This window comes from Pseudoxanthomonas mexicana, assembly GCF_046736355.1.
GTDB classification, from domain to species: Bacteria; Pseudomonadota; Gammaproteobacteria; order Xanthomonadales; family Xanthomonadaceae; genus Pseudoxanthomonas_A; species Pseudoxanthomonas_A mexicana_B.
This window is the reverse complement of sequence record NZ_CP157201.1, coordinates 621,932-635,000: the sequence shown is the minus strand read 5'-3', so window position 1 is coordinate 635,000 and position 13,069 is coordinate 621,932. Positions and strand designations below refer to the sequence as shown.

General features: G+C 70.1%; 11 protein-coding genes and 1 rRNA gene (1 of these 12 only partly in view). 4 read left to right on the top strand and 8 right to left on the bottom strand.

Features of this window, described 5'->3' with window-relative positions; genetic code table 11:
• Together AAG688_RS02705 and tyrS are read right to left on the bottom strand one after the other, a co-directional pair.
• A 16S ribosomal RNA gene (locus AAG688_RS02705) occupies positions 1-4 on the bottom strand; it reaches 1,542 nt to the left of the window's first position.
• 490 nt (positions 5-494) lie between these two features.
• Entirely contained in the window at positions 495-1,745 is a 1,251-nt protein-coding gene (gene tyrS, locus AAG688_RS02700) for a tyrosine--tRNA ligase (protein WP_411833832.1), read from the bottom strand.
• 140 nt (positions 1,746-1,885) lie between these two features.
• Here tyrS and AAG688_RS02695 point away from each other — a divergent pair, with 140 nt between their 5' ends.
• Both AAG688_RS02695 and AAG688_RS02690 read left to right on the top strand, forming a co-directional pair.
• Complete coding sequence (locus tag AAG688_RS02695) at positions 1,886-3,334, top strand: peptidoglycan DD-metalloendopeptidase family protein (RefSeq protein ID WP_411833831.1); 1,449 nt, start codon at positions 1,886-1,888, stop codon at positions 3,332-3,334.
• A gap of 72 nt (positions 3,335-3,406) precedes the next feature.
• Complete coding sequence (locus tag AAG688_RS02690; RefSeq protein ID WP_411833830.1) at positions 3,407-4,537, top strand: anhydro-N-acetylmuramic acid kinase; 1,131 nt, start codon at positions 3,407-3,409, stop codon at positions 4,535-4,537.
• 226 nt (positions 4,538-4,763) lie between these two features.
• Here the strand turns inward: AAG688_RS02690 and AAG688_RS02685 are convergent, their stop codons facing one another.
• Genes AAG688_RS02685 through AAG688_RS02675 form a run of 3 tightly spaced genes read right to left on the bottom strand, consistent with a single transcriptional unit; the run spans position 4,764 to position 7,165 of the window.
• The gene (locus AAG688_RS02685; protein WP_411833829.1) at positions 4,764-4,991 is read right to left on the bottom strand and encodes a hypothetical protein; all 228 of its coding nucleotides are present in this window, start codon (positions 4,989-4,991) and stop codon (positions 4,764-4,766) included.
• A 24-nt stretch (positions 4,992-5,015) separates the two neighbouring features.
• Positions 5,016-6,401, bottom strand: coding sequence for an AmpG family muropeptide MFS transporter (locus AAG688_RS02680; RefSeq protein ID WP_411833828.1), 1,386 nt, complete (start codon positions 6,399-6,401; stop codon positions 5,016-5,018).
• The gene (locus tag AAG688_RS02675; RefSeq protein ID WP_411833827.1) at positions 6,398-7,165 is read right to left on the bottom strand and encodes an exodeoxyribonuclease III; all 768 of its coding nucleotides are present in this window, start codon (positions 7,163-7,165) and stop codon (positions 6,398-6,400) included. The genes AAG688_RS02680 and AAG688_RS02675 overlap by 4 nt, the downstream gene beginning before the upstream one ends.
• A 117-nt stretch (positions 7,166-7,282) precedes the next feature.
• Between AAG688_RS02675 and pyrE the strand changes: the two genes are divergently transcribed.
• Complete coding sequence (gene pyrE / locus AAG688_RS02670; protein WP_411833826.1) at positions 7,283-7,969, top strand: orotate phosphoribosyltransferase; 687 nt, start codon at positions 7,283-7,285, stop codon at positions 7,967-7,969.
• Positions 7,970-7,987: 18 nt separating this feature from the next.
• Positions 7,988-8,725, top strand: coding sequence for a hypothetical protein (locus tag AAG688_RS02665; RefSeq protein WP_411833825.1), 738 nt, complete (start codon positions 7,988-7,990; stop codon positions 8,723-8,725).
• A 312-nt stretch (positions 8,726-9,037) separates the two neighbouring features.
• Here the strand turns inward: AAG688_RS02665 and AAG688_RS02660 are convergent, their stop codons facing one another.
• From AAG688_RS02660 to coaBC, 3 genes are read right to left on the bottom strand one after another with little or no spacing between them, the layout of a single operon-like run.
• Positions 9,038-11,347 (bottom strand): phosphomannomutase/phosphoglucomutase, encoded by a 2,310-nt coding sequence (locus AAG688_RS02660; RefSeq protein ID WP_411833824.1) that lies wholly within the window; start codon positions 11,345-11,347, stop codon positions 9,038-9,040.
• A 21-nt stretch (positions 11,348-11,368) separates the two neighbouring features.
• Positions 11,369-11,836, bottom strand: a complete 468-nt coding sequence (gene dut, locus AAG688_RS02655) for a dUTP diphosphatase (RefSeq protein WP_411833823.1) — start codon at positions 11,834-11,836, stop codon at positions 11,369-11,371.
• Entirely contained in the window at positions 11,833-13,065 is a 1,233-nt protein-coding gene (coaBC, locus tag AAG688_RS02650) for a bifunctional phosphopantothenoylcysteine decarboxylase/phosphopantothenate--cysteine ligase CoaBC (RefSeq protein ID WP_411833822.1), read from the bottom strand. Before coaBC ends, dut begins: the two co-directional genes overlap by 4 nt.
• Between the last annotated feature and the right edge of the window lie 4 nt (positions 13,066-13,069).

Below are 13,069 nucleotides of genomic sequence, written 5' to 3'. Positions count from 1 at the left end.
CTTAAAACTACTAGCCCGAAGGCCAATGCTTTGAATGCAGTACGTTTGACTCTTAGCTATACGTATCGCTTGCAAATTACAATTGACAAGATGCTCATGAATCGAACGTCTGCAAGATGGACAGCTAGTCCTTCCTGCAGGCGCCCACACAAGTCACCTGCGCACACTGTCAAAGAGCTGCGAAGTCGGCCTCAGCGCCTTCCTTCGTGGACCTCGTCGTTTCCGTCGAGGTGAGCCGCACATTATGGCGGGTTTTTCAGGTCTGTCAACACCCTGTTTTCAGGTTTTTGACAGCCCCCTGCCGGGCGTGGATGCGGGCCGGAGGCCTTGGCACCCCTCGGCGAGGGAGGAGCGAAAGTATGACGCGTCTTGCCGGCTTTGTGAAGGGGGTGGAAGCGGGTTTTCCCATGTCCCGGCGTGAGGCAGGCGCGACCATCCCTGCCAGCTGCGGCAGGTCGTCTCCCCAATGCGCGGACCGGCGCATGGGGGATGCGCTACCCGGCCGCGACCAGCCTGATCCGGGCGAAATTGCGCTTGCCGACCTGCAGCACGCCCTCGAAGCCGGGGGCGAAGATCTGGTTGGGATCCTCGACGACGGCGCCGTCGACCCGGACCGCGCGCTCCTTGAGCTTGCGGCCGGCCTCGGAGTTGCTGGGGGTGATGCCGGCGGCGGTCAGCAGCGCGCCGATGCGCAATCCGTCGGCCGGGATGGCGATTTCCTGCAGCGGCAGGGTGGAGGTGTCGCCGGCACCGGTCACCACCGCCTGCCAGCCGGCGATGGCCTGCTCGGCCGCTGCGGCGTCGTGGAAGCGCGCGGCCAGTTCGCGCGCCAGCCGCAGCTTGATCTCGCGCGGATTGAGCTGGCCGGCGGCGACCTCGGCCTTCAGGCGCGCGGCCTCGGCCATGCCGATGTCGAAGCTGAGCAGTTCGATCCAGCGCCACATCAGCTCGTCGCCGATCTTCATCGTCTTGGTGACGATATCGATCGCCGGCTCGCTGATGCCGATGTAGTTGTTCAGCGACTTGGACATCTTCTGCACGCCGTCCAGCCCTTCCAGCAGCGGCATGGTCAGCACGATCTGCGGCGGCTGGCCGTGGTGCTCCTGCAGGCCGCGGCCCATCAGCAGGTTGAACTTCTGGTCGGTGCCGCCGAGTTCGACGTCGGCCTTCAGCGCGACCGAGTCGTAGCCCTGCACCAGCGGGTAGAGGAACTCGTGGATGGCGATGGATTGCTGGGCGGCGTAGCGCTTGGCGAAGTCGTCGCGCTCGAGCATGCGCGCGACGGTGTGCTGGGCCGCGAGCCTGATCATGTCGGCGGCGCCCATCTGGCCGAACCACTCGGAGTTGAAGCGGACCTCGGTGCGCTCCCTGTCCAGCACCTTGAACACCTGGTCGGCGTAGGTCTGCGCGTTGGCCAGCACGTCCTCGCGGGTCAGCGGCTTGCGGGTGACGTTCTTGCCGCTGGGGTCGCCGATCATCCCGGTGAAGTCGCCGATCAGGAAGATGACCTGGTGGCCCAGGTCCTGGAACTGCCGCATCTTGTTCAGCAGCACCGTGTGGCCCAGGTGCAGGTCCGGCGCGGTCGGGTCGAAGCCGGCCTTGACCCGCAGCGGGCGGCCGAGCTTCAGGCGGGCCTCCAGTTCTTCGGACTTGAGGATTTCGTCGGCGCCGCGGCCGATCAGTTCCAGGGATTCAGCAAGGGACAAGGCGGTGGTTCCGGAAGGGCGCCGTGAAGGCGCAGTCATCGAGATGAAATCAAAGTTAAAGCAAAGTTATTCGTGATGCCAGTCGAAAAAGCCAACCGACTCAATGGTTTGACGCGAGGATTTGACGTGATTATGGTACCCGGATTGGGCTCCCTTCTTGGGCCTTCGGGAACATCTTGATGCAATCTCAAGGGGGCGGCGCCGGCCGCAAGCGACGTTTCAGGGAGCGGCTGGAGGTCCTGCGCGACACCGCCGTCAAGCAACATCTTCCCGAGGGCCGCTGGACGCGGCGGCACTGGATCCACGCCAGCCTGTTCACCAGCATCGGCATCATGATCGCCACGATCGTGCCGGGCTTCTCCAATGCGATCCAGCCGCCGGCCGTCGAGCCCCACGCCACCCTGGCCCTGCACTTGCCGGCCCTGTCCGCGTCCAGGCTGGCCGACACCGCCGGCGAAAGCTGGCACCTGGTCCAGGTCAGGCCCGGGCAGACGCTGGGCGCGATCTTCCAGGAGCTGGGCATTCCCGCCGCGACGATGCACCGCCTGCTCGAGCATCCGGGCGCCAAGGCGGCGCTGACCCGGCTCAAGCCGGGCGCCGAGCTCGGCTTCGACCTGCCGGCCAGCGGCGAGCTGCGCACGCTGCGCTACGACCGCGATCCGCTGCATCGGGTGGAGTTGTCGCTGACCGGGGAAGGCGTCAAGGAAACGATCATCGAGCGCGAGGTCACCACCCGCACGGTGGTGCTCAGCGGCACGGTGGGGCGCTCGCTGACGCGCTCGGCACGCAAGGCCGGCCTGACCGCGGCCAACATCAACGCGATGACCGACGAGATCTTCAAGTACGACATCGACTTCAATTCCGATCTCAAGCCAGACGACCGCTTCAGCGTGGTGGTCGAGCAGACCTGGCGCGAGGGCGAGCTGATCAGCACCGGCCCGATCGAGGCGGCCACCTTCACCGTCAACGACAAGCTGTACTCGGGCTTCCGCCACGCACGCCCGGGCGGCAAGCCGGAATACTTCACCGCCGAGGGCCGGCCGCTGAAGAAGAACTTCATCCGCATGCCGATCGCCTACGCGCGGATGAGTTCGAAGTTCGGCGCGCGCCGCCACCCGGTGCTGGGCACGATGCGCATGCACAAGGGCGTGGACTACGCCGCGCCGACCGGCACGCCGATCATGGCCGCCGGCGACGCGCGCGTGCAGTTCGCCGGCTGGCAGGGCGGCTACGGGCGCACGGTCGTCCTGGATCACGGCAAGGGGCACACCACGCTGTACGCGCACATGTCGCGGCTGGGCAAGATCAAGCAGGGCCAGCGGGTGTCGCAGGGCACGGTGATCGGCTATGTCGGCACCACCGGGCTGTCGACCGGGCCGCACCTGCACTACGAATTCCGCATCAACGGCGTGCACCGCAATCCGCTGTCGGTGACGATGCCGCCGCCGGAGCCGCTGTCCGGCGCGCAGCTGGCCGCGTTCCGCACCCAGACCGCCAACGCGCTTGCGCGCATCCGCACGGTCGAGAACATCATCTACGCCGACGTCGACGCCGAGCCGCAGGCGGAAACGCAGGTCGCCGCGGCCAAGCCCGCGCCGGCCGCCGCCGGCAAGGCCAAGCAGGGTTGAGGCCTCGGCCGCCGGCTTGCCGAGCCGGCGGCGATCGCGTTCACTGCGCGCCTGCCCTTGCAGGATGAGCGAATGCCTTCCCCTGTCGCGCCGTCGCCGGCGCTCTATCTCGGCCTGATCTCGGGCACCAGCGCCGACGGCATCGACGCCGCGCTGGTGCGTTTCGAGGAGGACGCGCCCGGGGCGCGCTGCGAGTTGTTGCTCGGCCGTACCTATCCTTGGGATCCTGCGCTGCGCGCGACGCTGATCGCGTGGGGACAGGGTGCAATCGATGCGCCGATCGACGAGATCGGGCGGCTGGATGCACACACCGGCGAGGTGTTCGCCGAGGCGGCGCTGCGGCTGCTGGACGAGGCGCAGGTGCCGGCCGCGGCGGTGCGCGCGATCGGCTCGCACGGCCAGACCATCCGCCATCGTCCGCATTCGCAGCCGGCCTTCACCTGGCAGATCGGCGACGGCAACGTCATCGCCGAGCGCACCGGCATCGACACCGTGGCCGATTTCCGCCGCCGCGATGTGGCCGCCGGCGGCCACGGCGCGCCGCTGATGCCGGCCTTCCACAACGCGCTGCTGCGCTCGCCCGACGAGGACCGCGCCGTGCTCAACCTGGGCGGCATCGGCAACCTGACCCTGCTGCCGCGGCAGGGCGAGGTGCGCGGCTTCGACACCGGGCCGGCCAATGCGCTGCTGGACGCGTGGTGCCAGCGGCACACCGGCCGTGCGTTCGACCAGGACGGTGCGTTCGCCGCCCGCGGCCGGGTGGATGCGGGGCTGCTGGCGCGGCTGCTGGACGAGCCCTGGTTCGCGCTGCCGCCGCCGAAGAGCACGGGGCGCGAGCAGTTCCACCTGGGCTGGGTGGAAGGGAAGCTGGACGCCGCATCGGCTGTCGACGTGCAGGCCACGCTGCTGGAGCTGACCGCCGCCACCGTGGCCGACGCGCTGCGCGCGACGCAGCCGGACACCGCGCGGGTGCTGGTCTGCGGCGGCGGCGTGCACAACCGTGCGCTGATGGCGCGGCTGGCGCAGCGGCTGCCGGGCGTGGTGGTGGAATCGACGGCGGCGCACGGGCTGGACCCGGATCACGTCGAGGCGATGGGCTTCGCCTGGCTAGCGCGCGAGACGCTGGCCGGGCGGCCGGGCAACCTGCCGTCGGTCACCGGCGCGCGCGGGTGGCGGGTGCTGGGGGCGGTGTATCCGCGCTAGCGGGGGCATTGCGATTCAGGCCGTCCCTGCGAAGGCGGGGAGTCGGCGACTTCAAGCGTGTGAAAGCTAAAGGCACTGGGTTGACCAGCCTAATGGCTGTTGAGAAGCGCTTCCGCCTTCGCGGGAATGACGGATGGAGAGGGGATCTGCCCGGAGGTCATTGGCTATTCGCTCCCGGCCTGGGCGTCCACCCAGGGTATTCCTCGTCTGAGTCCGGAAAGCCGGCTCAGAATCCCTTGCCGGCCGGCACTTCCTTCAGCGCGTTGATGGCCTCGGACAGCACGTCGACCTCGGTGGTGTCGAAGCCGCTGCGGACCTCGACCTCGCAGGCGAACAGGCCCTGCTCGAGCAGGTTGAAGATGGTCTCGTGCTGGGTCCAGCCGCGCGCCACCGACAGGCGGCGGATGCGCTCGGCCAGCACGGGATCGATGTCGCGCAATACCAGGTCGGTCATCCGCTCCTCCGCATCTGCCGCGTGCTACGGGACGATGTGCGCCTGGCGCGGAACCTGCCGCCGCAGCGCCAGCGCGATGCACAGCAGCAGCACCGGGATGCCGATCAGCGCCGTACCGACGAAGAATAGCGCATAGCCTTCCAGCAGCGTCCGTCCTTCGGCCAGGGTCTGCACCGCCACCCCCGACAGGCCCTTCAGCGCCTTGCCCAGCAGCGCGTAGAAGGAGCTGAGCAGCGCGTACTGGGTGGCCGTATAGCCGATGCTGGTCAGGCTGGACATGTAGGCGATCAGCGCGGTGCCGGCGAAGCCGCCGGAGACGTTGTCGATGGCCATCGCCACGCCGAACTCCAGCGCCCCGGGGCCGACGTAGGCCAGCCAGGCGAAGGCGAGGTTGGAACCCGGACCGAGCACCGCGCCCACGATCAGCGCCGTCATCACGCCCCAGCGCACGGCGACCATGCCGGCCAGCGCGATGCCGACGAACGAGGCGACCAGCCCGACCGAACCGCGCACCGATCCCACAGTCTGCTCGGTCAGGCCCAGATCCACGTAGAACGGGTTGGCCATCGGCCCCATCACGAAATCGGCCAGCCGGTAGACGCTGATCGCCGCCAGCATCAGCAATGCGGCGCTGCGATGCTCGCGGAAGAACGCGACGAACGGGCCGACGATGGCGTCGAACAGCCCGCGCGGCGTCAGCAGGCTGGCCGGCTGCCTGGCCACCGCGACGATGGCGCGCTCGGGCTCGCGCGCCATCAGGGTGGCGATCACACCGGTCGCCATCAGCAGCGCCATCAGGTCGTAGGACATCGCCCAGCCGACCTGCGCGGCGACCAGCAGGATCAGCGCATCGGTCACCAGCAGCGCGCTGCGGTAGCCGAGCGCCGCCGAGGAGGTCAGCAGGCCCAGTTGCTGGCTGTTCTCGGCCGACTCGATGCGCCAGGCGTCGATGACGATGTCCTGGGTGGCCGAGGCGAACGCCACCACCAGCGCCAGCGCGCCGAACACCAGCAGGTGCTCGATGGCCATGCCCAGCACCTGGAAGCTGCCGCCGCGCGGCTGCACCAGCGCCATGCCCACCAGCGCGATCGCGACGACGATCTGCGCCAGCAGCATCCAGCCGCGCCGCCGGCCCAGCCAGCGGCCGAACAGCGGCGCGTCGGTCTTGTCGACGATCGGCGCCCACAGGAACTTCAGCGAATAGGCCAGGCCCACCCAGGACAGGAAGCCGATGGTGTCCAGTTCGATGCCTTCCTTGCGCATCCAGAACCCCAGCGTATTGCCGACCAGGTAGATCGGCAGGCCGGAGCTGAAGCCCAGCAGCAGCATCACCAGCACCTTGGGGTGGCGCAGGTTGGCCAGCACTTCCTGCCAGGGCCTGCGCTTGCGCGCGGGTTGCGGCTGGCTCATCCGGCGTAGTCCACGGTGAACGGCGCGTGGTCGGAGAAGCGCTGCTCGCGGAAGATGGCGCAGGCGCGCGGGCGCAGCGACGGGGTGGCCAATTGATAGTCGATGCGCCAACCGACGTTGTTGGCGCGGGCGGCGCCGCGGTTGCTCCACCAGGTGTAGTCCTGGCCTTCCGGGTGCAGCACGCGGTAGGCGTCGACCCAGCCGGTCCCGTCGGTGCACAGGCCGTTGAGCCAGTCGCGCTCGGCGGGCAGGCAGCCGGAGTTCTTCTGGTTGGAGGTCCAGTTCTTGATGTCCAGCCGGCTGCGCACGATGTTCCAGTCGCCGCACAGCACGTAGTCGCGGCCGCTGGCCAGCCACTGGTCCATGATCGGCCGCAGCCACTCCATCACCTGGAACTTGAAGTCCTGCCGCACCTCCCCGGACGAGCCGGACGGGATGTAGAAGGAGACCACGCTGAGGTTGCCGAAGCGCAGCTCCAGGTAGCGGCCCTCCTCGTCGAACGCGTCCCAGCCCAGCGCGGTGCGCACCTCGTCCGGCTCGCGGCGCGCGTAGATGGCCACGCCGCTGTAGCCCTTCTTGGTGGTGGCGTCGCGGAACCACGCCTTGTAGCCGGTCGGCAGGAACTCCGGCCCGGCCAGTTGATGCTCCTGCGCCTTGGTCTCCTGCACGCACAGCAGGTCGGCCTGCTGCGCGCCGAACCAGTCGAAGAAACCCTTGTTGGCGGCCGATCGCAGGCCGTTGGCGTTGAAGCTGATGATGCGCATTGGGGGAATCGGGAATGGGGAATGGGGAATCGGTCGAAGCATAGCCGGTCGGGCGAGCCTGGGTCCGCTGCGGTACGCTCTTACCTATTCCCCATTCCCGATTCCCCATTCCCCCCAATGTCCGACCACCGCTCCCGCTTCCTCCAGTTGGCGCTGCAAGCCCAGGCGCTGCGCTTCGGCCAGTTCACCCTGAAATCCGGCAGGCAGAGTCCGTATTTCTTCAATGCCGGCCGCTTCGACAGCGGCGCGCGGCTGGCCGGGCTGGCCGCCTGCTATGCCGATGCGGTCGAGGAGGCCGGGCTGGCGTTCGACCTGCTGTTCGGCCCCGCCTACAAGGGCATCCCGCTGGCGACCGCGCTGGCCTGCGAGTTCGCGCGCCGCGGCCGCGACCTGCCGGTGGCCTTCAACCGCAAGGAGGCCAAGGATCATGGCGAGGGAGGCCTGCTGATCGGCGCGCCACTGGAGGACCGCCGCGTGCTGATCGTCGACGACGTGATCACCGCCGGGACCGCGATCCGCGAGGCGCTGGGCCTGATCCGCGCCGGCGGCGGCCAGCAGGCCGGCATCGTGGTCGCGCTGGATCGCCAGGAAGCGCTGGGCGACCCCGCCGCCGGCAGCTTGCGCCGCTCCGCCGCGCAGTCGGTCGCCGAGGAGACCGGGGTACCGGTGGTGGCGGTGGCCAACCTGCACGATCTGCTTGATTTTGCCGGCGAAAGCGCCGAACTTGTGCACCACCGCGACCAGCTGCTCGCCTACCGCGCGCGCTACGGCAGCGGCCCGGCCGACGCCGGCACCACGGACTGAAGGCAGCAGGGGGCTGCGATGAGACCGAACCATCTACCTTGGCTGGCCGTGGCATTGCTCGCGCTGGCGCCGGCGGCGCTGGCGCAGCGCAGCAGCAGCGGCAAGGCCCCGGCGCAGCCGAAGAAGCTCTATTGCTGGAACCAGGACGGCCAGCGCGTGTGCAGCGACGCGCTGCCGCCGGAAGCGATCAACTACGCGCGCGAGGAGATCAGCGCCAAGAGCGGCCTGCGCACCGGCGAGGTCGATCGCGTGCTGACCGAGGAGGAGCGCGCCGTGGCCGCGGTCGAGGCCGCCCAGCGCGCGCTGGACAAGGCCGCCGCGGAGATGCGCCGCCGCACCGACGAGGCGATGCTGATGTCCTACCGCAACGAGGAAGAACTGCGCCGGGTGTTCACCGAGCGCACCGCGCTGGTCGACAACAACGTGCAGACCGCGCGCTACAACGTCGTCAGCCTGCGCGAGGGGCTGGTGAGCCTGCTGCGCGCGGCCGGCGACCGCGAGCTGTCCGGCCAGGCGGTGAGCAGCGAGATGCGCGGCAACATCCGCCTGCGCCATGCCGAGCTGCTGCGCCAGCGGCAGTTGCAGGCCAGCTTCGAGACCCAGCGCGCCGATCTCGACGTCGAGATCGCCGACATCCTGCGGCGCTACCGGACGATGAAGGGCCTGATCGCGCCGGAAGGCGCCACGCCGGCGGACGGCGCCGCGGCGGCCGCGCCAGATGCTCCGGCGGTCGCGTCCACGCCCAACCGGCAGTAGCCGCCGCAGCGGGTTTCCGCGTCCCGGTGGGCGGGCACGCCGGGTGCGCTGGCGTCACTTCGTGACCGCCTTGCTGCGCATCGGATCTGGCATGTGCATCGCTGCCTGACGGTTGCGGCATCGCCCTGGCCGCATGCCCTCACCCCTACCCTTCTCCCGCATGCGGGAGAAGGGAGGGCTGGAGCATTTCGTTTCAGTACATGGCACTTCCGTCATCCCCGCGGTTTCCGACAGGCGAATGCCTGGTCAGGCGGGGATCCACTGCCTGAAGTCGCTGGGTCCCCGCCTTCGCGGGGACGACGGGAACCGTCCTCAGAACGTCGGCTTGACGCCCGGCGCGGCGGCGATGAGCTGGATGCGGAACTCGTCCTGGATGCGCTTGAGCACGGCCTCGTTGTCGGCCTCGAAGCGCAACACCAGGATCGGCGTGGTGTTGGAGGCGCGCAGCAGGCCCCAGCCGTCGTCCCAGTCGGCGCGCAGGCCGTCGATGGTGGAGATGCGCGCGCCCTCGAAGCTGGCGTGCTGGACGAAGCGCTCGACCAGCGCGTGCGGCGTGCCGCTTTCGACCGGCACCTTGATCTCCGGCGTGGAAACGCCGTCGGGCAGGGCGGCGAGCGTTTCCGACGGCGATTCGGCGCGGATGGCGAGGATTTCCAGCAGGCGCGCGGCCGAATACAGGCCGTCGTCGAAGCCGTACCAGCGCTCCTGGAAGAAGAAATGCCCGCTCATCTCGCCGGCCAGCTCGGCGCCGGCCTCGCGCATCTTGGCCTTGATCAGCGAGTGGCCGGTCTTCCACATCATCGGCGTGCCGCCGTGGCGCAGCACCCAGCCCTGCAGCTTCCCGGTGCACTTGACGTCGTAGATGATCAGCGCGCCGGGGTTGCGCTCCAGCACGTCGGCGGCGAACAGCATCAGCAGCCGATCCGGGTAGATGATCGCGCCTTCCCGGGTCACCACGCCGAGGCGATCGCCGTCGCCGTCGAAGGCCAGGCCGATGTCGGCGTCGAAGCGCTTGACCGTCTGGATCAGATCCTCAAGGTTGTGCGGCTCGCTCGGGTCCGGATGGTGGTTGGGGAAGGTGCCGTCGACGTCGCAGTACAGCGGGATGACCTCGGCGCCGATGGCCTCCAGCAGGCGCGGGGCGATCTCGCCGGCCACGCCGTTGCCGGCGTCGACGACGACCTTGAGCGGGCGATCCAGCTGCACGTCGTCGGCGATGCGCTGGACGTAGTCGCCGGCGATCTCGCGCTGCTGCAGGCCGCCGTGGACGTCGGCCACGTGCAGGCGGCGATCGCGGATGCGATCGTACAGGTCGGTGATGGCGTCGCCGGACAGGGTCTGGCCGCCGACCACGATCTTGAAGCCGTTGTAGTCGGGCGGGTTGTGGCTGCCGGTTACCGCCACGCAGCTGCCGGTGCGCAGGTGGTAGGCGCCGAAATAGGCCAGCGGCGTCGGCGCCAGGCCGATGTCGATGACGTTGCGGCCGGCCCGGCGCAGGCCGGTGATCAGGCCATCGACCAGGTCCGGGCCGGACAGCCGGCCGTCGCGGCCGACCACGATGTCGGTCAGGTCCTCCTCGTGCATCACGCTGCCGATGGCCTGGCCGATCTTCTCGGCGACCTGGCGACTGAGCGACTGGCCGACGATGCCGCGGATGTCGTAGGCGCGGAAGATGCCCGGATCGATGTCGATCTCCTCGGCCTCGTCGAGGCTGGCGGCCACGCGCGGCTTCTTCTCGCGCACCGGCGCGACCGGCAGCGGCTCGCGCTGCAACGCCTGGCCCAGGGTCGGCTCGTCGCCGGCCTCCTCGCCCGCCGCCTTGCCCAGCCGCGGCAGCGCCAGCCTGCCCCTGGCCATCAGCAATGCCAGTACCGCGAGCACGGCCAGCACGACCGCCGCGATGAGGCTGGCGATGGCGCCCAGCCCCAGCACGCCGGAAGTGCCGTCGGGCACCGCCGCGGCGATGCGCAGGCCGGTCTTGCCGACGGCGCGGGCCATGCTCTCGGCGCCGCTGGACAGGCTGCGGCTGCCCTTCTCGCTGACGTTGTAGCTGTCCTGGCGCAGGGCCATGTAGCCCTTGGCCGGCAGTTGCAGCTGATCGAAGCCGGCGGTCAGGTGCGCCAGCGGCTGGCGCACGTAGACGACGCGCCCGTCGACCGGCGCGGCCAGGCCGAAATACGGCTGGCCTTCATCCCTGACCACGCGGGCGACCACCTTGTCCTCGTGCATCGCCGCTTCCAGCAGCGACAGCTTGCTGTAGCCGAACGCGGCCGGATCGGCATACGCCGCCTCCAGCGTCGCCGGCAGCACGTCGATGCGCTCGACGCCCGCCCAGCCCTGCTGCAGCACCCCGGCCAGCGCCGAATCGTCGCCGGCGGCCAGCGCCGCCTGCGCCGGCGCCGTGGCCAGCCGATCGGCCAGTTCCCTGGCCTGCGCCTGGTAGGCGGTGTCGACGGCGACGGCCGCCGCATTGCGGTGGCGCTCGACCTGGGCCAGCAGCGCGTTGTCGCGCCACTGCTGCACGCCGGTCCATCCCAGCCACAGGGCCAGCAGGCCCAGCAGCGCCGCCAGCATCGGCAGCGCACGACGTGTATCCCCGAGCTGAAGCTGCAGTTTGCTCATAGCTGTCCCTGTTGTCCCCTGTCAGCGCACGCCGGTATGGCCGAAGCCGCCCGCGCCGCGCGCGCTGTCGGCGAAAGTATCCACCACTTGCAGGCTGGCGCGCACGATCGGCAGCACGACCAGCTGGGCGATGCGGTCGCCGGGCTGGAGGGTGAACGCCTCGTGGCCGCGGTTCCACACGCTGATCAGCAGCGGCCCCTGGTAGTCGGCGTCGATCAGGCCGGTGCCGTTGCCCAGCACGATGCCGTGCCGGTGGCCCAGCCCCGAGCGCGGCAGCACCATCGCGCACAGCTGCGGATCGGCCAGGTGCACGGCGATGCCGCTGGGAACCAGCGCGGTGTCGCCCGGTTGCAGGGTCAGCGGCGTTTCCAGCGCCGCGCGCAGGTCCAGCCCGGCGCTGGCCTCGGTGGCGTAGGCCGGCAGCGGCCATTCCTGGCCGAAGCGCGGATCCAGCAGTTTCACCTCGATGGTGCGGGCCGGGGTCGTCATGCCTGCAGGCGCTCCGCGATCAGGTCGACCAGCGCATCGGCCAACCGGGTCTTGGGGGCGGACGGGAAGGCGCGCTCGCCGTCCTTCCAGTACGCGGTCATCGCATTGGTGTCGCTCTCGAAGCCGCCGTCGGCGATGCCGACGCGGTTGGCGACGATCATGTCCAGCCGCTTGGCGGCCAGCTTGCCGCGCGCGTATTCGGCGACCTTCTCGGTCTCCGCGGCGAAGCCGACCACTAGCTTCAGCCCGTGGGTGGTCTGCGCGGCCACCTCGGCCAGGATGTCCGGCGTGCGCACCAGGTCCAGCGCCAGCGATTCGCTGGACTTCTTGATCTTGTTGGCGGCCGGTTCGCGCGGCGTGTAGTCGGCCACCGCCGCCGCGCCGATGTAGAGGTCGGCCGGGAACGCGGCGAACACCGCCTCGCGCATCTGCGCTGCCGAGCGCACGTCCACCCGGCGCACGCCCGGCGGCGTCGGCAGGCTCACCGGGCCGGCGACCAGAACCACCTCGGCGCCGCGGCGCGCGGCGCTGGCGGCCACGGCGAAACCCATCTTGCCGCTGCTGCGGTTGCCCAGGTAGCGCACCGGGTCCAGGTCCTCGTAGGTCGGGCCGGCGCTGACGACGACCTTCAGCCCGGCCAGCGCGCCGTCGCCGGGATCGGCCGGCGCGGCCGCGCCGGCGAGCGCGGCCACGATGGCAGCCGGCTCGGTCAGCCGGCCCGGGCCGGATTCGCCCTCGGCCAGCGGGCCGTCCTCGGGGCCGAGCACCTGCGCGCCGCGCTGGGCCAGCACGGCGACGTTGGCCTGAGTGGCCGGGTGTCGCCACATGCGGTGGTTCATCGCCGGGCACAGCGTCAGCGGCGCCTCGGTGGCCAGGCACAGGGTGGCGACCAGATCGTCGGCCATGCCGTGCGCCAGCCGGGCCAGCAGGTCGGCGGTGGCCGGCGCGACCACCACGCGGTCGGCCCAGCGGGCCAGCTCCAGGTGGCCCATCGCCTGCTCGGCGCCATCGTCCCACAGGGTGGTGCGGGTCGGCTGGCCGGACAGCGCCTGGAAGCTCAGCGGGGTGACGAACTGCTGCGCGCCGGCGGTCATCGCGACCTGCACCTGCGCGCCGGCCTCGCGCAGCCGACGCACCAGTTCCAGCGACTTGTAGGCGGCGATGCCGCCGCCCACGCACAACAGGATGCGCTGGCCGTGCAGCGGGGAGGCGGGCGGGGATGCGCTCACTCGG

Excerpts from the sequence above, each read along its gene's own strand:
- tyrS (WP_411833832.1), bottom strand. The coding sequence starts at position 1,745 with ATGACTGCGCCTTCACGGCGCCCTTCCGGAACCACCGCCTTGTCCCTT.
- AAG688_RS02695 (WP_411833831.1), top strand. The coding sequence starts at position 1,886 with ATGCAATCTCAAGGGGGCGGCGCCGGCCGCAAGCGACGTTTCAGGGAG.
- AAG688_RS02690 (WP_411833830.1), top strand. The coding sequence starts at position 3,407 with ATGCCTTCCCCTGTCGCGCCGTCGCCGGCGCTCTATCTCGGCCTGATC.
- AAG688_RS02685 (WP_411833829.1), bottom strand. The coding sequence starts at position 4,991 with ATGACCGACCTGGTATTGCGCGACATCGATCCCGTGCTGGCCGAGCGC.
- AAG688_RS02680 (WP_411833828.1), bottom strand. The coding sequence starts at position 6,401 with ATGAGCCAGCCGCAACCCGCGCGCAAGCGCAGGCCCTGGCAGGAAGTG.
- AAG688_RS02675 (WP_411833827.1), bottom strand. The coding sequence starts at position 7,165 with ATGCGCATCATCAGCTTCAACGCCAACGGCCTGCGATCGGCCGCCAAC.
- pyrE (WP_411833826.1), top strand. The coding sequence starts at position 7,283 with ATGTCCGACCACCGCTCCCGCTTCCTCCAGTTGGCGCTGCAAGCCCAG.
- AAG688_RS02665 (WP_411833825.1), top strand. The coding sequence starts at position 7,988 with ATGAGACCGAACCATCTACCTTGGCTGGCCGTGGCATTGCTCGCGCTG.
- AAG688_RS02660 (WP_411833824.1), bottom strand. The coding sequence starts at position 11,347 with ATGAGCAAACTGCAGCTTCAGCTCGGGGATACACGTCGTGCGCTGCCG.
- dut (WP_411833823.1), bottom strand. The coding sequence starts at position 11,836 with ATGACGACCCCGGCCCGCACCATCGAGGTGAAACTGCTGGATCCGCGC.